The sequence below is a fragment of the Streptomyces sp. NPDC002994 genome, from assembly GCF_040611155.1.
In the GTDB taxonomy this organism is placed as follows: domain Bacteria; phylum Actinomycetota; class Actinomycetes; order Streptomycetales; family Streptomycetaceae; genus Streptomyces.
Genome location: NZ_JBEXNQ010000003.1, coordinates 288,644 through 306,922, shown reverse-complemented (window position 1 = coordinate 306,922; position 18,279 = coordinate 288,644). Strand labels below are relative to the sequence as shown.

Sequence of the window (18,279 nt, the reverse complement as noted above, 5' to 3'; positions counted from 1 at the left end):
GCGCCCGGCGCCTGCCTACGATCCGACCTGTCGCCGCTGCACTCTCGCTCGCACCGGCCCCCCCTACCGCTCGGTTTCGCCGGCCGTCGCGCCCCTGGCTAAACGACGGCGCTTGCAGCAGTTGCGCTGTCAGCCGGCCCCGGCAGGGTCAGGTGTGACGTCCAGTTCCGCCCACACCGTGTGCCCGCGGCCGGAATGATCGTCGCCCCAGCGCGAGGCGAGGGTGTCCACGATGAACAGACCGCGCCCGCCGTCCATCAGCGAGCCGGAGGGATGGCGCCAGTGGGCGCGTATGCGGTCGACGTTGATGCCGACGCCGGAGTCGTCGACCTCCAGCCGCACGTACCGTCGGCCATGCTCGTCCAGGACCAGGCACATGCGTGCGCCCCACGGCGACGTGCCGTAACGGACAGCGTTGGACAGCAGCTCCGTCACGATCAGCAGCACGTCTTCGGCGACGCTCTCCAGTCCCCAGCTCGCCAGATGCTGCCTCATCACAGCTCTGGCGCCGCCGGCAGCGCCCTCCGGTGCCGCGGCTTGAATACGGCCGGGTCCGAAGCGGGGCTCAACAGAAACGATGACTCTCACACTCTTTATTCGTCACCTGCGCGCCTTTGGATGGGTCTTCGCATCGCGATGCCGTCGGACGCCCTGTGATCACATCTTGGGCATGAGGACGGTGTCGACGATGTGGACGGTGGCGTTGGCGGTGGGCACGTTGCCGCAGACGACCGCGGCGGAATCGTTGACCTTGTACGACTCACCTGAGCCGGCCATGGTGAGTGTGCTCTTCTCGAGCGTCTGGTAGGTGCCGCTCTCCAGCTGCTCGGGGGCGAGCTTTTCACCCACGACGTGATACGTGAGGATCTTGGTCAGCGTCGCCTTGTCGGCCAGGACCTTGTCCAGGTCCGCCTTGGGGATCTTCGCGAAGGCGTCGTTGGTCGGGGCGAACACGGTGATGTTCTCGGCGTTGTTGAGCGTGTCGACCAGACCGGCCTTCTTCACCGCGGTCACGAGCGTAGAGAGCGCGGGGTTGTTGGACGCCGCGGTGGCCACCGGGTCCTGGGCCATGCCGTCGAAGCTGCCGGCGCCTTCCTTCGGCACCGAAGCGCAGCCGGGGCCGAACGGGCCCGAAGCCTGCGCGTCCTTGCCCGCGTCGCCCTGGGCCGCGCTTTCCTTTGCCGCGGAGGGGCTGGAGCCCTTGTCGCTGTCGCTGCCGCCGTCCATGCCACAGGCCGTGAGGGCGACAGGCAGGGCGGCCGCGGCGAGGACAACGGCAAAGGTGCGACGCGAACGGGTGCTGAACATGAAGAGCTCTCCTTGAGTGCCTAGAGGTACCGGCCGGCGCCGGTGAGTGAGGGCCGCACGTAGGTACGGCCCCGCAGCCCGCTTCTGCTGCTTCGAGGCCGTACCGCTTCCCTCACGCCCTTCATTCGTCACCGGAGCCGATGCGGATTGGTCGTGGAGCGAGCGTGTTTCCGGGGCGCACAATTCGGTCGGCGCACCAGTCCGCAAGGCCTACGGCTACGGATTGCACGGCATGCGCCGCCCTGCACGTGGAGACCCTCCACCGGCAACCAAGAGTTCCGCATCGCAGTGCGTGACGCTCAACGACGTTCCCTCGGTACTGGGCTCAGTCGGCACAGCCGCCGGGAACTACCGAGATCAATCGGCCATACCCGGTCTGACCTGCGGCGACGCCGGCCAGGGTCACAGTTGCCAATCTCACCAGGAGGTACGCGTGAGGATGCTCATCATCACCCGCGAGGTGGTGATCTCGGAGGACCGCCCGGGCCGGGCGGCGGAGATCCCGATCAGCCGGCCGCGGGACTTGTGTTGTGGTCAGCCTCCCCACCTCTCGGCTCAGCCGAGCCGACGGACAGCGAAGCAACGGCCCCGTTGTCATCACCGGCGGGACGTCGACAGTACCGATCTGCCCGAACTTCTCGACGCCGCAGGCGACTCCGCCCGTGTCACGGAGAATCCGTTTCTGGCCGACGCCCGAACCCGCCGGACCCTTCGCACGCACGCCGTACGCCTGGCCAGACCGCCGCCGACACGACCCTCACTCCAGTCCGTGACGACGCCCCGCCCATCGACCACCACGACCGTGGCGTCACTGGTCATCACCGCTCACTCTTCGCCCACCGGTGTCACTATATGTACAAGAAAGATCCCATGAGGGGGCGCCATCAAGCCAGGTCGGTGCTGTCGGCCGAGCGTCTTGCCAGGCCGACAGCCCCGCAGGCGGGGGTGATCGACGACGTGTCATTCCCCAAGTGCGGCACCAGGTCCGTGGGCGTCGCCCATCAGACCGCAGTGCGGTCAGCAAACAGGCCGGCCGTCAAGTCACGGTCGGCGTCCACGCGGCGAACGGCACCGCGTCCTGCCCGCTCGACCGGCCGTCGTATCTGCCCGTACTCCGAGGCAGCGTCGAGGAGCCATTCGGCCAGGTACCCGGCGAAGGACGAGCGCACCAGGACCCAGAATCCCGGCTTGTGTTCGTCCCGTGGGACCAGCACCACCTGCGCGCGGGCCAGCGTGGTCTGCGCGCACCGGCCCGCCCCGAAGGAGCGCGGGTGCAGGTCGAGGGGGCAGCCGTGGGCCAGCAGGTCGTGGGCCGAAGGCCCGGCGACGAGCAGGGTGGTGCGCTGGGCCGATACGTCGACAACAGCGGCCGTGGCGGCGGCGTCATCGACCGCCGCGCGCAACCGCGCCTCGAGTCCGTGCTGTGTCCCGGCCGGGCCGACGATGAGCCACTCGTCGGGACCAAGCCACAGCGCGGCCAGCTCGCCGCCGCGCACGCTGGTGTTCGGCTCGAGCGGCAGCGGGATGCCGAGTGCGAGTTCCACGGCATCCGCTGCTGGGCCCTTGGGGTCGAGGCGCACGTTGAGCTGGGCGAGGAAGGGGAGTTCCGCCAGGCGCACGGCTCCGCCCGAGGCGCGGGTGGCGGCGGCGAACCGGCCGGCGGCGTACGACAGCGGGCTCAACGGGTCGCGGCGTGTTGTGGTTTCAGCCATCGCGGCGTGCCCCCTCGGGGTCGTAGAGAACAGGGCTTGCGACCGTCACGGGCACCATCGTGTCCCCCACCGGCGCGTACAGGCGCTCGCCGATGCGGCCTTGGCCGCCGCGGATCAGGGCGAGCGCGAAGGTCCGCCCGAGGGCGGCACTGCGGTAGCTGGACGTGACGTGTCCGAGCATCGGTACCGGTGGCGCGTGGAGTTGACCGGTGGCGACGACGTGGGTGCCTTCGGGCAGCAGGGTGGCGGGGTCGTCGGGGAGCAGGCCGACGAGGTGTTTGCGGTCGGGCCGGCTGGTGTCGGCCCGGGCGTGCGAGCGCTTGCCGATGAAGTCGGGCTTCTTCTTCGACACCACCCAGCTCATGCCGAGGTCCTGCGGTGTCACCGTGCCGTCGGTGTCCTGGCCGACGATCGGGTAGCCCTTCTCGGCCCGCAGGACGTGCATCGTTTCGGTGCCGTACGGCGTGATGCCGAGGTCGCGGCCCGCCTCGTACAGCGCGTCCCACAGCGCGGGGGCGTCCCACGGCAGGACATTGATCTCGTACGCCAGCTCACCCGAGAAGCTGATCCGGCAGACCCGCGCCGGGATCCCGGCGACGGCCGTATCGCGCCAGGCCATGAACGGGAAGCTGCCCGCGTCCACGGCGAGCTGCGGGGCCAGCCCGCCCAGCACATCGCGGGAGCGGGGCCCGACCAGGGCCACAGTGGCCCACTGTTCGGTGACCGAGGTGCAGTGCACGCGCAGGTCGGGCCATTCCGTCTGGAGCCACTCCTCCATCCAGTCGAGTACCGCGGCGGCGTTGCCCGTTGTGGTGGTGACGAGGAAGCGGTCGGCGGCGAGGCGGATGACGGTGCCGTCGTCGAAGACCATGCCGTCCGGGCGGCACATGACGCCGTAGCGGATCATGCCGACCTTCAGCGTGCTCATCATGTTGGTGTAGAGCCGGTCGAGGAAGACGCCGGCGTCCGGGCCCTGGACGTCGATCTTGCCGAGCGTGGAGGCGTCCATGAACGCGACACCCTCGCGGGCCGCGCGGCACTCGCGGAGTACCGCTGTCTCCATGTCCTCGCCGTCCTGCGGGTAGTACCACGGCCGTTTCCACTGGCCGACGTTCTCGAAGAGGGCGCCGTGGGCGACGTGCCACTCGTGGAGCGCGGTCACCCGTACGGGATCGTGCAGCGCACCTCGGTCGCGGCCGGCGAGCGTGGCGAAGCCGACGGGTGCGTACGGGGCCCGGAAGGTCGTCGTACCCAGGTCGCCGACGTCGACGCCGAGGAGGTGCGCGACGACGCCGCTCGCGAGCAGGCCCGAGGTCTTGCCCTGGTCGTTCGCCGTGCCCGCCGTGGTGTAGCGCTTGAGGTGCTCCACCGAGCGCAGGCCCGCCCCCGTCGCGCGAGCCAGGTCGTCGACGGTGACGTCGCGTTGGAGGTCGACGAAGGAACGGGCGGTATCCGCTCCCGGTACGACGAACAGGTGCATGGCGGGTGATCGGGGCTCTTCGACGGCCGCCGGGAGCGGAAGCGGACCGGCGGTGGGGAAGCCCTCGGCCTCGATCGCGCGGGCTCCGGCCACCGCGCCGTCGGCCAGGCAGCCGGGCAGGTCGAACACGCCCTGGGCGGAGCCGGCGACCTCCACCGCCTGACGGCAGCTGTCCGCAGCCGGGACGAAGGAGCCGACCCCGTCATCGTGGCGCAGCCGACCTCCGGCCTGGCTGAACAGGTGTACTACGGGGTTCCAGCCACCGGAGACGAGGAGCAGGTCGGCGGCGAATTCGCGGTGCGCCGGGCCCTCGCCGAGGGTAGCCGCGAGCACCGACGAGACCCGTGCCTCGCCCGTGGTGCCGACCACGGCGTGCCCCGCGAGCACCTCGATCCCGGCCCGCTCGGCTCGGCGCGCCCACTCCCCCGGCTCGGGCCGGGTGTCGACGACCGCCGCGATGTGCACGCCTGCCGCTGTGAGGTCGAGCGCGGTGGCGTAGGCGCTGTCGTTCGTGGTGAACACGACCGCGTGGCGGCCCGGGGCGACCCCGTAGCGGTTGACGTACGTACGGGCGGCGCCGGCGAGCATGACACCCGGGCGGTCGTTGCCGGCGAAGGCCAGCGAGCGTTCGTGTGCGCCGGTTGCCAGGACGACCCGGCGCGCCCGGATGCGCCAGACCCGCTCGCGCGAGACATGGGCGGGGGCCTCGGCGCCGAGGTGGTTGGTGCGGCGCTCGACGGCGAGCAGGTAGTTGTCGTCGTAGTAACCGAAGACGGTGGTGCGGCGCAGCACCCGCACCTCGGGCGCCGCGTCCAGCTCGTGGTTGACGGCGGCGGCCCAGTCGAGGAGGTCGGTCGTCCCCAGCAGGCTTCCGCCGAGCTCGGGCTGGTCGTCCGCGAGGATCACGCGCGCCCCGCTCCGGGCGGCCGCTGCCGCTGCGGCGAGCCCGGCCGGTCCGCCGCCGACGACCAGCAGGTCGCAGTGGGCGTGTACGGCGTCGTAGCGGGCGGGGTCGGGTTCGGTGGCGAGGCGTCCCTGACCGGGCAGGCTGCTGGCCACGAGCCCGTCGTACAGCTCGACGGTCGTCGCCGGAAGCATCGGCTCCGGGAACGGCGCCTCGATCTGGACGACGGCGTTCGGCTCCTCGATTCCGGCGGAGAAGATGCCGCGCGGGCGGCCGAGTTTGACGCTGGTGCCGGTCTGATGGACACCGTTGGCGAGCAGCGCGGCGGCGAGGGTGTCGCCCCGGTAGCCCGTGTAGTCCACGCCGTCGAAGCGGAAACTCAGCGGCTCGTCGCGTGGGATACGGCCGGCTTCGGGCAGTCGGAAGGGTTGCGAGGTCATGCGATCACCGGCCTTGGTTCGCCGGTCCGGTAGACGGCGAGGATCTCGTTGGTCGCCGTGTCCCGGACGGCGTTGAACCAGCGGCGGCAGCCGGCCGCGTGGCTCCATCTCTCGGGGAAGGGCCCCTTGAGGTTGTCGCGGAAGAAGAGGTAGCGCGCCCATTCGGCGTCGGTCAGGGTCGCGGGGTTCTCGGGGTAGGGCACGTGCGCCTGACCGCCGTAGTGGAACTCGGCCTCGTCACGAGGACCGCACCAGGGGCATGGGATGAGCAGCATGGGCAGGGCTCCTCAGTGGGCCACCGCGGCCGCGCCGTGCTCGTCGACGAGCGCGCCGGTGGTGAAGCGTTCGAGCGTGAAGGGGGCGTTGAGCGGGTGGGGCCGGTCGTGGGCGATGGTGTGCGCGAAGGCCCAGCCGACTCCGGGTGTGGCCTTGAAGCCGCCGGTGCCCCAGCCGCAGTTGAGGTAGAGCTGGTCCACGGGGGTGAGTCCGACGATCGGCGAGGCGTCGGGGCTGACGTCCACGATTCCGCCCCAGGTGCGCAGGACGTGGGCGCGGGCGAAGACCGGGAACAGTTCCAGTGCGGCGGCCATCTGGCGTTCGATGATGTGGAAAGCGCCACGCTGGGTGTAGGAGTTGTACGCGTCGATGCCGGCGCCCATGACGAGTTCGCCCTTGTGTGCCTGGCTGACGTACACGTGCACCGCGTTCGACATGACGACGGTGGGGTGCACCGGTTCGAGCAGCTCGGAGACCAGGGCCTGGAGTGGGTGACTCTGGACGGGTACGTCGAATCCGGCCATCGCGGTGAGTACGGACGTGTGGCCGGCGGCGCACAGGGCCACCTTGCCCGCGGCGATCGGGCCGAGCGAGGTGCGGACTCCGGTCACTCGGCCGTTCTGTATGTCGATGCCGGTGACCTCGCAGTTCTGGATGAGGTCGATGCCGGCGGCGTCGGCGGCGCGGGCCAGGCCCCAGGCGACATGGTCGTGCTTGGCGATGCCGGCACGCGGCTGGTACGTCGCCCCCATGACCGGGTAGCGGACGTCTTGGGAGATGTTGACGATCGGGCAGGCCTCCTTGACCTGCTGGGGGTCGAGCCACTCGGCGTCCACACCGTTGAGCCGGTTGGCCTCCACCCGGCGCACGCTGTCGCGTACGTCCTGGAGGCTGTGGGCGAGGTTCAGCACGCCGCGCTGGGAGAAGAGGATCGGGTAGTCGAGGTCGTCCTCCAGGCCTTCCCAGAGTTTGAGCGCGTGTTCGTAGATGCCGGCGCTCTCGTCCCACAGGTAGTTGGACCGGATGATGGTGGTGTTGCGGGCCATGTTGCCGCCCGCGAGCCAGCCCTTTTCGAGTACGGCGACGTTGGTGATGCCGTGGTTCTTGGCCAGGTAGTGGGCCGTGGCGAGGCCGTGTCCGCCGCCGCCGACGATCACGACGTCGTACGAAGGCTTGGGCTCGGGCGTGCGCCACAGCCAGTCGGGGTGCTCGGGGAGGTCGGCACCAGGGGTGCGGGGGCTCATCGCGCGTCTCCTGACAGGTGCGGGTAGAGCGGGTGCTTGGCAGCAAGTGCCTCGGTACGGGCGCGGAGCGCGGGGATGTCGGGGGCGGGTTGCAGGGCGAGCGCGATGACGTCGGCGACCTCGGCGAAGTCCTCGTCTGCGAAACCCCGGGTCGCCAGCGCGGGTGTGCCGATGCGCAGGCCCGAGGTGACCATGGGCGGGCGGGGGTCGTTCGGGATGGCGTTGCGGTTGACCGTGATGCCGATGCGGTGGAGCAGGTCTTCGGCCTGCTTGCCGTCCAGCTCGCTTCTCCGCAGATCGACCAGGACCAGGTGGACCTCAGTGCTTCCGGTCAGCACCCGCACGCCCGCCTCCGCCGCGTCGTCCGCGAGCAGCCGCCGGGCGAGGATCCGCGCGCCCCGGAGTGTGCGCTGCTGCCGTTCCCGGAACTCCGGCGCCGCCGCCAGCTTGAAGGCCACGGCTTTTGCGGCGATGACGTGTTCGAGCGGGCCGCCCTGCATGCCGGGGAACACCGCCGAGTTGATCTTCTTGGCGAGGTCGGCGTCATCGGTGAGGATGACGCCGCCGCGCGGACCGCCGAGCGTCTTGTGCGTTGTCGTTGTTACGACGTGGGCGTGCGGGACCGGGGTCGGGTGCAGACCTGCCGCTACGAGACCGGCGAAGTGGGCCATGTCGACCATGAGATACGCGCCGACCTCGTCCGCGATCCGGCGGAACGCGGCGAAGTCCAGCTGCCGCGGGTACGCCGACCAGCCCGCGATGATCATCTTGGGCCGGTGCTCCTTGGCCAGCCGCTCCACCTCGTCCATGTCGACCAGACCGTCGGTCTCACTGACGTGGTACGGAACGACGTTCAGCATCCGGCCCGAGTAGTTGAGGCGCATGCCGTGCGTCAGGTGCCCGCCGTGCGCGAGGTCGAGGCCGAGGATCGTGTCGCCGGGTTGCAGCAGAGCGAAGAACACGGCGGTGTTGGCCTGCGCACCGGAGTGCGGCTGGACATTCGCGAACCCGGCCCCGAACAGCGCCTTGACCCGATCGATCGCCAGCCGCTCGGTCACATCGACGTGTTCGCATCCGCCGTAGTAGCGGCGTCCCGGGTAGCCCTCGGCGTACTTGTTGGTGAGGACCGAGCCCTGCGCCTCCATCACCGCGGCCGGGGCGAAGTTCTCCGACGCGATCATCTCCAGCGTGGACTGCTGGCGGGCGAGTTCCGCCCGTACCGCCGCGTGGACTTCGGGGTCCAGTTCGGCGAGTGGCGCGTCGAGGAGGGCGGCTGCGGCTTGGAGCTGCTGGGCGTTCATGCGACCTGCCTCGATCGTGGGGTCGTGGACGTACCGGCGGAAGCGGCGGCGCGCTCGGCCGTCTCGACGACATTGGCCAGCAGCATCGCCCGGGTCATCGGGCCCACGCCGCCGGGCATGGGCGCGAGCCATCCCGCGACGTCGGTGACGTCCGGGTGTATGTCGCCGAGGAGCCCTTGGTCGGTGCGGGTGATGCCGACGTCGAGCACGGCTGCGCCGGGCCGGACCATTTCGCGGGTGATGAGCCCTGGTGAGCCGGCCGCCGCGACGACGATGTCCGCTTCCCGGACGTGCCACGAGAGGCCCTTCGTGCCCGTGTGGCACAGCGTCACCGTCGCGTTCTCCGACTTACGGGTGAGCAGCAGGCCGATCGGGCGGCCGACGGTGATCCCGCGGCCGACTACGCAGACCCGGGCGCCGGCCAGCGGGACGTCGTGGCGGCGCAGCAGTTCGACGATGCCGCGTGGGGTGCAGGGCAGCGGAGCGTCGACGCCGAGCACCAGCCGCCCGAGGTTGGCGGGGTGCAGGCCGTCGGCGTCCTTCGCCGGGTCCATACGCTCAAGCACGGCGTTGGCATCGAGCCCGCGAGGCAGGGGCAGTTGGACGATGTAGCCGGTGCAGGCGGGGTCGGCGTTGAGCTCGTCGACGACGCGTTCCACCTGCTGCTGGGTGGCGTCGGCGGGGAGGTCGCGCCGGATCGAGGTGATACCGGCCTCGGCGCAGTCGCGGTGCTTGCCCGCCACGTAGGCGCGGCTGCCGGGGTCGTCGCCGACGAGGACGGTGCCGAGACCGGGCCTGATGCCTTGTTCGGCCAGGGCCGCGACCCGGGCGGTGAGTTCGGTGCGGACGGCGGCCGCGGTGCGGCGTCCGTCGAGGACCTGTGCGCTCACGGTGCTCCTCTCCTTACGGTGCGGGTGTGGGTGCGGCTCCGGCGGTTTTGCGGCTCCGCCGTGTGGGGGCCGGCCCCCCGGGTGCGGGGGTCCGGGGCGGGGGCGTTGGGGTCGGTGCCGCGCCGGGGCGTCTCCTCGGGCGCCGAACACCGAGGTACTGGGTTTTGTTGGGGGCGGGTTGCGTTCGACGCCCTGCGGGGAGCGCCCCGACGCGTCCCCTCCCGGCACCGTGATCCGCGAGGCCCGAGCAGGGCAGCCCCGCAACACTCCGGACGGGGTGGAATCAGCCCCTCCGGCGTTTGAGGAGAACAAACCCGGCCTTCCTAGCCGCGCAGGCGCGACATCGATGGGTCGAACAGGGGCTCCGCGGCAACCTGCGCGGGAACTCGCTGGTCGAAGTAGCCGATGTGCAAGGAGCGGCCCGGGGTGGACAGCTCCGCGGGCAGCCAGGCGTAGGCGATGCCCTTGCCGATCGTGTAGCCGTAGGCCGCGCTGGTGACGTACCCGACGCATGTCTCGCCGTCGTACACGGGCTCCTTGCCCATGACCACGGCGCGGGGGTCGTCGATGGTCAGGCAGGTGAGGCGGCGGCGGACCTGCGCCGCGCGTCGCTCCAGTGCGGTGCGGCCGATGAAGTCGCCCTTGTCCATCTTCACGGCGAAGCCGACACCCGCCTCGTACGGGTCGTGTTCGTACGTCATGTCGGTGCCGAAGGACCGGTAGCCCTTCTCCAGGCGCAGGCTGTTGAAGGCGCCCCGGCCGGCCGCGATGCCGCCGTGGGGCCGGGCCGCCTCCCAGAGGGTGTCCCACAGCTTCAGGCCCATGTCAGCGGTGGTGTACAGCTCCCAGCCGAGCTCGCCGACGTAACTCAGGCGCATCGCGGTGACGGGGACGGAGCCGATGTGCGCGCGTTTGGCGCGGAAGTACTTCAGGCCGGTGTTGGAGAAGTCCTGGTCGGCGAGCGGCTGGAGTACCTCGCGCGCCTTCGGCCCCCACAGGCCGACGCAGCAGGTGCCCGCGGTGATGTCGCGGACCACGACGGAACCGTCGTCGGGCAGGTGACGGTGGAACCAGTCGAGGTCCAGATTGCTGTTGGCGCCGACCTGGAAGTGGTGTCGGCCGAGGCGCGCGACCGTTACGTCGCTGCGGATGCCGCCGTCCTCGTCCAGCAGCAGGGTGTAGGTCAGGGAGCCGACGGACTTGTCGACGTTCGCGGTGGTCAGGTACTGGAGGAACGCCGCGGCTCCGCGACCGGTGACCTCCAGGCGCTTGAGGGCCGTCATGTCGTACATCGCGACGCTCTCGCGGGTGGCCTGCGCCTCGGCGCCGACGATCGGGGACCAGTAGCGGGCGGCCCAGTCGTTGGGCGTCGGGATGTTCCGGGTGGTCAGGAGGGGCTCGTTGGCGGCGTACCACTGGGGGCGTTCCCAGCCGGACGCCTCCAGGAAGAAGGCACCCTGCTCTTGTTCGCGTACGTGGAAGGGGCTGGTGCGCAGCGGTCGTGGAGCTCCGGTCGGCTGGAGCGGGTGGAGGATGTCGTAGACCTCGGCGAAGTTCTGGCAGTCGCGCGCCGTGACGTACTCGGGGGCGAGCTGGTGCGGCTCGAAGCGGTTGACGTCGCACTCGTGCAGGTCGAAGGAGGAGCAGTAGCCGTCGACGAGCCATTCCGCCATGGCGCGGCCCACCCCGGCGGAATGGGTGACCCATACCGCCTCGGCGACCCAGAAGCCCTTCACCTCCGGTGACTCGCCCAGCAACGGCATCCCGTCGGTGGTGAAGGAGAAGAGACCGTTGATGCCCTCTTCGATCTTCGCTTCCCTTGTGGCGGGCAGGAGTGTCTGGGTCTCGGCCCATGCCTCGGCAAAGTCGTCCTCGGTGAACCGCAGGACTGACGGCATCTGCTCGGCGGAGTCCACGTCGGCGATGTCGTCCGCCGATACCGGCATGGGGCGGTGGCCGTAGTACCCGATGCCGAGCCGGTCGAAGCGGTCGCGGTAGTACAGGTCCGCGTCCTGGTGCCGCAGGATCGGGCGGACAGCCTCGGCCGTCTGGCCGGCCAGTGCGGGCACCGGGCCGGTCCACGCGAGTTGGTGTGCCAGCGGTGTGAGGGGCAGGTTCATGCCCACCATGCGGGCGACCTTGGGGCCCCAGATGCCGGCGCAGCATACGACGATGTCCGCGGGGATCTCGCCCTGGTCGGTGACGACGGCTGCGACGCGCTCGTCCTCCGTACGGATGTCCAAGACCTCGTGGCGAGCCAGGAAGCGTACGCCGCGAGCCGTGGCCAGCCGGATCTGTGCCTCGACGGCGAGCACCGCTTTGGCCAGACCGTCGGTGGGGACCAGCAGGCCGCCGAGCACGCGTCCCCGGTCCACCAGCGGGTGCAGCTCGACGCACTCGTCCGCTCCGAGCAGCCGGGCCTCGATGCCCCAGGCCGTGATCCAGCCGTGCCGACGCCGGAGTTCTTCGAGCCGCTGCGGTGTCGTGGCGACCTCGAGGCCTCCGGTCTGCAGGAAGCAGGGCTGCCCGTCGACGTCGAGGGAGGAGAGCCTCTCGACGGTGTAGCGGGCCATCTCCGTCATGGTCTTCGAGGGATTGGTCTGGAACACCAGTCCCGGGGCGTGGGACGACGACCCGCCGGTGGCGGGAAGCGGGCCCTGGTCGACGACCGTCACATCGGTCCAGCCTGCGGAGGACAGTTCGTCTGCCAGCGCCGCTCCCACGACACCCGCCCCGATGATGACCACACGCGGTCCCGCCATCGCCGCACCTCCAGTTGAAGAAGCAGTCCAGTTGCTGTCAGCGCAACGTGCTTCAGGTTGCGCAACTCACACTGCCGGTCCCCAAGGGTGGTGTCAAGAGGTGGATTCGGGGGTGAATTCAGTAGCGAAAGAGCCCATGCACCGGCGCACGAAAACGCGGTGCCCGACGGCCTGTTGGACAGCCCGCCGGGCACCGCGCCTGAATTCCTGCTCTGGTGGCTCAGCCCTTCCCGAGCCAGGCGTCGACCTTGTCGCGGTTGTCCTCGACCCACTTCGCCGCGGCGGCGTCGGGCGACATTTTGTCCTGCGCGATGTACTTCGCCACGAGGTTCTGGTCCTCGTTCGTCCAGCTGAAGTTCTTCACGAGTGTGTAGGCGGGACTGCCGGAGTCGGCGAATTTCTTGCTGACGATCTTGTCGAGGGCGTAACTCGGATAGTCGCAGGCGATCTTCTCCGTGTCGGCGTCGCAGCCCTCCTTGTACGGCGGCAGATTCACCTTGACGAGTTTGATCTCCGAGAAGAGCCACTGCGGTTCGTAGAAGTACCCGATGACCGGTGTCTTGCGTTCCTCGGCCTGACGGAAGGCCTGGATGAGCGCGGTCTCGCTGCCGCCGTACACCACCTTGTAATCAAGCTTCAGGTTCTTGACGAGAGCACCGTCGTTGGTGACGAACGACGGGTCGCCGTCCAGCAGCTGGCCCTTGCCGCCGGACTCGGACGTCTTGAACATGGCCGCGTACTTGTTCAGGTTCTTCCAGTCCGTGATGTCCGGGTACTTCTTCGCCAGCCACGGCGGCACGTACCAGCCGATGGCGCCCTTGTTGCCCGTCTCGCCGGCCATGACGGCCGTCTTCTGCTGGTCGATGTACTTCTTCTTGAGGTCCGGGTGGCCCCAGTTCTCGACGACCGCGTCCACCTCGCCGGTGCCGAAGCCCTGCCAGGCGACCTCTTCCTTGAGGTCCTTCTTCGTCACCGCGCACCCGAGGTCCTTCTCGGCGACGTACGCGATGACAGCGGCGTTCGCCTCATAGCCCACCCAGGGGTTGACGGCGAGGTTGAACACACCGCATTTCCCGCCGCCCGCGCCCGCCGCGCCGGCGCCCGACTCGCCGATCTTGGCTCCGCCGCAGCCGCTCAGTGCGAGCGCCAGCGCCGCCAGAGAAGCCATGCCGGCGCGCCGCCGCGCTGACGAATGCCCTGTAATGATCTCGCCTGTCACGTGTCCTGCTCCTTCTGCCTCAGCGCCCACTGGGCGCCCTGGCGGCCCGGTGCGCCGCCGCTTGAGTGATCCGGTCGAACATGACGCCCAGCAGCACGATGGCCAGTCCCGCCGCCAGGCCCTTGCCGTACAACTGGCCCTGCGAGAAGCCGGCTACGACGTCGTAGCCGAGGGCTCCCGCCCCGACCAGGCCACCGACCACGACCATCGAGAGGACGTAGATGAGGCCCTGGTTGGTGGCGAGGGTCAGGGCGGCGCGGGACATCGGGAGTTGGACCTTGGTGATGATCTGCCAGGTGCTCGAACCGGCCGCCGTCGCCGCCTCCACTGTGGTCGGCGGGACCGCCCGTATCCCGTCCGCGGTGATCTTTATCGTCACGGGGGCCGCGTAGACGATCGCGGCGACGATCGCGGTGAACCGGCTCGCGCCGAACAGCGCCAGAAAAGGCACCAGGTAGACGAACGTCGGCATGGTCTGCGCCGCGTCGAGGGCGGGCCGGATCAGCCGGTCGGCCATGGCGCTGCGCCCCATCCAGACGCCCACCGCCACGCCGAGGGCCAGCACGATCGCCGTGGCCACCAGGGTCGAGGCCAGTGTCGTCATGCTGTCCTGCCACAGGCCGGTCGCGACGATCAGCGCCGTGCACACCGCCGCCGTGACGCCGGCGCGCCACCCTCCCAGAACAGCGCCGAGAGCGACGAGGACTGCGGCGACCAGCCACCACGGGGAGCCGGTCAGCAGCTCCTCGAAGGGGTTGAGCAGCAGCGTGGTGAGCACATCGCGCACCCCGTTCGTCACTCCCGACAGGCTGCTCTGCGACCACTGGGTCGCGGAGTCCGCCGTACGGGCGATCACGCTGCCCACCGCGATGCCGCCGGGGAATTGCGCCGCCCACACATAGGTGTAGGACATCCATACGCAGCAGGCGGTGAGTACGCCGCCCGCGAGCAGCAGCGGCCGGCGCCATGCGGCGGACCGGCCGCCCGCCCGCCTGGCGTTCTCGACCCGTACGCTCGCGGCGGTCGTCACCCGGTCGAGCACAATGGCCATGACGACGATGGCGAGACCGGCATTGAACGCCACGCCGACGTCGAGCGTCTGGAGTGCCTTGACTACGGTCTTGCCCAGGCCGGGTGCGTCGATCAGCGCGGCGATCGTGACCATGGAAAGCGCCGCCATGATCGTCTGGTTCACGCCCAGCACGATCGTGCGCTTCGACATCGGCAGCAGCACCTTGGTGAGCGTCTGCCTGCGGGTAGAGCCCAGTGACTCGGCCGCCTCGACCGTGGTTCCGGGCACCGCGCGGATGGCGTGTGCGGTGATGCGTACCGCCGGAGGGGTCGCGAAGATCAGGGTGGCGATCGTGGCGGACGCCGGGCCGATGAGGAAGAACAGCGTCAGCGGCGCCAGATACACGAACGTCGGCATCGTCTGCATGAAATCGAGCACCGGCGTGACCAGCCGGTTCACCCGGTCCGACAGCCCCGCCCACACCCCGAGCGGAATGCCGATGAGTAGGGCCACGAGCACCGCCGCCACGGTGAGCGCGAGGGTGTCCATGCTCTCTTGCCACAGCCCCTGCAGGCCGAAGAAGACGAACCCCGCGACGGCCAGCGCCGCTACCCGCACATTGCCGAACGCCCACGAGACATAGCCCACGACGGCGACCACACCCAGCCAGCCGACCACGGGCACCGGGCGGCCGTACGACGGCTGGGAGATCAGCGCCTGGATGAAGGTGACCAGGTTGTCGACGACCAGCCGGATTTCGTTGAAGAAGTAGAGGAAGAGCGGGTTGGTGTTGCGGCCGGCGCCGATGGCGTCGTTCAGCTCGTTGAACCGGCGGTGCAGCGGCGTCAGGTCGGCCGTGCCGAGGGGAAGCGTGTGGCTGCCGCGCAGAATCAGCCACAGTGCGAGCCAGCCGGCGATGATCGCGGCCACGACGAGCTTGCGGCTGACGCGTACGCGTGCGGGCCGCGCGGCCGCCTCGGCGAGGACAGCCATCACGCACCGTCCCGCGTTCCGGCGACGACCGAGAGGATCTCCTCGTCTCCGACGACGCCCAGCAGCCGCCCGTCGTCGACCACCTTCACCGGCCCGACCGCGCTGAGCACCGTGCGTATCGCATCACGGACCACCGTGTCCGGGGCCAACTCGGGCCCGTCCAGGGCGTCGTCCGGCCGCGCGGGTCGCATGATCCAACGCAGTGTCAGGACCTCCGAGCGCGGCACGTCCGCGACGAAGTCCCGTACGTAGTCGTCGGCGGGCGCGCCCACCAGCTCGTCGCCCGTGCCGCACTGCACCATGCGGCCGTCGCGCATGATGAGGATGCGGTCACCGAGCTTGAGCGCCTCCGACAGGTCGTGGGTGATGAAGACCATCGTCTTGCCGAGCTCGTGGTGCAGCCGGACGACCTCGTTCTGCATGTCACGGCGGATCAGCGGGTCGAGCGCGGAGAACGGCTCGTCGAAGAAGAGGACGTCGGGCTCGCCCGCGAGGGCCCGCGCGAGCCCGACCCGCTGCTGCATTCCGCCGGACAGCTGGTCGGGGTAGGAGTGCTCGTATCCGGCGAGGCCGACCAGCTCCACGACCTCCTTGGCGCGCCGGTTACGCTCGGTCCGGCCCATCCCCCGGATCTCCAGTCCGTACGAAACGTTGTCCAGGACACGGCGGTGGGGCAGCAGCCCGAAGTGCTGGAAGACCATCGAGAACTTGCGGCGACGCAGCTCCCGGAGCCTCTTGTCGTCGGCGGCGCGGATGTCCTCGCCCTCGAAGACCAGCTCGCCGGAGGTCGGCTCGATCAGCCGGGTCAGGCATCGCACCAACGTCGACTTGCCCGAACCGGAAAGGCCCATGACGACGAAGACCTCACCGGGCGACACGTCGAAGCTCACGTCCCGGACGGCAGCGGTACAGCCGGTCCGCTCCATCAGCTCGCGGCGGGAGAGCCCGCACAGCTCCGGTGAGCCCGGCACCTGCGCGGCCTGTGCGGCCTTCGGCCCGAAGACCTTCCACAGCCCGCGCACGGAGATGACCGGAGCCCGGTCCTCGGACATGTCCCGCCGCGGCGGGAGTTCAGTCTCTGTTGCGGTCACTTCGACCTCTCTTCGGATGGTACGGCCGCGCTCGACGCCGGTGACATCCACTCAGCCGCGGAACCAGTGCTGCGGCCGGGGTTGGATGTTCTGCCAGATGTGCTTGGGTTCGCGGTACTCCTCCAGACCGGTCGGCCCGAGCTCCCGGCCGACCCCCGAGTGACCAAAGCCGCCCCACTCCGCCTGTGGGACGTAGGGGTGGTAGTCGTTGATCCATACGGTGCCGTGCCGCAGCCGCCGGGCGACCCGCTGGGCCTTGCCCGCGTCCTGGGTCCACACCGCCCCGGCGAGCCCGTATTGCGTGTCGTTGGCGATCCGCACGGCATCGTCCTCGCCCGAGAACCGCTCGACGGTGAGCACCGGGCCGAACGACTCCTCGTGTACGACGCGCATGTCCTGGTGGCACTCGTCGAGCACGGTCGGCAGGTAGTAGAAGCCGCCGGCGAGCGTGACGTCGTCGGGCCGACGGCCTCCGCAGCGCAGCACCGCACCCTCCGCCAGGCCCGCCGCCACGTACGCCTCGACCTTCGTACGGTGGTGTGCGGAGACCAGCGGCCCGGTTTCAGCTTCGGGGTCGAACGGGCCGCCCAGCCGGATCAGTTCGGTGCGCCGCACCACCTCGTCCACGAAGGCGTCGTGCAACGAGTCCTCGACGATCAGGCGGGCGCCGGCCGAGCAGACTTGACCGGAGTGGACGAAGACGGCCGTGAGAGCGAAGTCCACCGCCGCCTCGAAGTCCGCGTCCGCGAACACCACGTTGGGGTTCTTGCCGCCCAGTTCCAGGGCGACTTTCTTCACCGTCGCCGAGGCCGCTGCCATGATCCGCTTGCCGGTTTCGAGACCGCCGGTGAACGAGACGAGGTCGACGCCGGGGTGATCCGCGAGCGGCGCACCCGCCTCGGGGCCTGATCCCAGGACGAGGTTCGCCGCGCCGGGCGGCAGACCGGCCTCCTCCAGTGCGCGCATGAGCAGGATTGATGTGGAGGGGGTGAGCTCGCTGGGCTTGAGGATCACCGTGTTGCCGGCCAGCAGGGCGGGCGCGACCTTCCACGAGGCTTGCAGCAGTGGGTAGTTCCACGGGGTGATCAGTCCGCACACACCGACCGGCTCGTACACCACCCGGCTGATGGCGTCCTCGCGGCCGGTGTCGACGACGCGGCCGGCACTGGTGCCCGCGATCCCGCCGAAGTACCGGAAGCACGCCACGATGTCGGCGATGTCGTACTCGCTCTCCACCAGGCGTTTGCCGGTGTCGAGCGACTCGGCGCGGGCGAAATCCGGCCCGTCCCGCTCGATGACGTCGGCGGCCCGCAGCAGCAGCGCGCCGCGCTCCCGCTCCGGGGTCCGCGGCCATGGCCCTTCGTCGAAGGCGAGCCGCGCGGCGGCGATCGCGGCCTCGGCATCGTCTCGCGTCCCCTCGGACACGGCCCGTACGAAAGTGCCGTCTGCGGGGCAGTGGATGTCCCGGTGGCCGCCTGCCACCGCTTCGCGCCACTTGCCGTCGATATACAGGTCTGCCACGCGGGGAGCCCTTCAGGGTGGGGAAAGCATCGTTGCGTATAACGCATCGACTTCCTCGATGGGGAACACAATCGGGTACGTGATGACGTACGTCAAGGTTTCGGACGGGCGGATTCAGCCACGCGC

The 18,279-nt window shown here is 69.9% G+C and carries 11 protein-coding genes and 1 pseudogene; all 12 read right to left on the bottom strand.

Features of this window, described 5'->3' with window-relative positions:
- Positions 1-129: 129 nt before the first annotated feature.
- The 12 genes and pseudogenes from ABZX79_RS05135 to ABZX79_RS05080 all read right to left on the bottom strand — a co-directional run bounded on the left by ABZX79_RS05135 (position 130) and on the right by ABZX79_RS05080 (position 18,153).
- The gene (locus ABZX79_RS05135; RefSeq protein ID WP_355251779.1) at positions 130-588 is read right to left on the bottom strand and encodes an ATP-binding protein; all 459 of its coding nucleotides are present in this window, start codon (positions 586-588) and stop codon (positions 130-132) included.
- Between the two features lie 69 nt (positions 589-657).
- Positions 658-1,308: a fasciclin domain-containing protein gene (locus ABZX79_RS05130; protein ID WP_355251776.1), complete on the bottom strand. Its 651-nt coding sequence runs from the start codon at positions 1,306-1,308 to the stop codon at positions 658-660.
- 1,001 nt (positions 1,309-2,309) lie between these two features.
- A complete protein-coding gene (locus ABZX79_RS05125) occupies positions 2,310-3,020 on the bottom strand; it encodes a sarcosine oxidase subunit gamma family protein (protein WP_355251773.1) in 711 nt (236 codons plus the stop codon).
- A pseudogene (locus tag ABZX79_RS05120) lies at positions 3,013-6,119 on the bottom strand (sarcosine oxidase subunit delta family protein). Before ABZX79_RS05120 ends, ABZX79_RS05125 begins: the two are co-directional and overlap by 8 nt.
- A 12-nt stretch (positions 6,120-6,131) precedes the next feature.
- Positions 6,132-7,364 (bottom strand): sarcosine oxidase subunit beta family protein, encoded by a 1,233-nt coding sequence (locus ABZX79_RS05115; RefSeq protein WP_355251770.1) that lies wholly within the window; start codon positions 7,362-7,364, stop codon positions 6,132-6,134.
- Complete coding sequence (gene glyA, locus ABZX79_RS05110) at positions 7,361-8,665, bottom strand: serine hydroxymethyltransferase (protein ID WP_355251767.1); 1,305 nt, start codon at positions 8,663-8,665, stop codon at positions 7,361-7,363. The genes ABZX79_RS05115 and glyA overlap by 4 nt, the downstream gene beginning before the upstream one ends.
- Entirely contained in the window at positions 8,662-9,555 is an 894-nt protein-coding gene (locus ABZX79_RS05105) for a bifunctional methylenetetrahydrofolate dehydrogenase/methenyltetrahydrofolate cyclohydrolase (RefSeq protein ID WP_355251764.1), read from the bottom strand. Before ABZX79_RS05105 ends, glyA begins: the two co-directional genes overlap by 4 nt.
- A gap of 323 nt (positions 9,556-9,878) precedes the next feature.
- On the bottom strand, positions 9,879-12,317 hold the full coding sequence (locus ABZX79_RS05100; RefSeq protein ID WP_355251761.1) for an FAD-dependent oxidoreductase: 2,439 nt from the start codon (positions 12,315-12,317) through the stop codon (positions 9,879-9,881).
- 220 nt (positions 12,318-12,537) lie between these two features.
- Complete coding sequence (locus ABZX79_RS05095; RefSeq protein ID WP_355251758.1) at positions 12,538-13,485, bottom strand: ABC transporter substrate-binding protein; 948 nt, start codon at positions 13,483-13,485, stop codon at positions 12,538-12,540.
- Between the two features lie 70 nt (positions 13,486-13,555).
- Positions 13,556-15,541 carry an ABC transporter permease subunit gene (locus ABZX79_RS05090; RefSeq protein WP_355251755.1) on the bottom strand — a complete coding sequence of 662 codons (1,986 nt, stop codon included), beginning with the start codon at positions 15,539-15,541 and terminating at the stop codon, positions 13,556-13,558.
- The gene (locus ABZX79_RS05085) at positions 15,541-16,632 is read right to left on the bottom strand and encodes a glycine betaine/L-proline ABC transporter ATP-binding protein (RefSeq protein WP_355251752.1); all 1,092 of its coding nucleotides are present in this window, start codon (positions 16,630-16,632) and stop codon (positions 15,541-15,543) included. The genes ABZX79_RS05090 and ABZX79_RS05085 overlap by 1 nt, the downstream gene beginning before the upstream one ends.
- A gap of 51 nt (positions 16,633-16,683) precedes the next feature.
- On the bottom strand, positions 16,684-18,153 hold the full coding sequence (locus tag ABZX79_RS05080) for an aldehyde dehydrogenase family protein (protein WP_355251749.1): 1,470 nt from the start codon (positions 18,151-18,153) through the stop codon (positions 16,684-16,686).
- Positions 18,154-18,279: the final 126 nt, after the last annotated feature.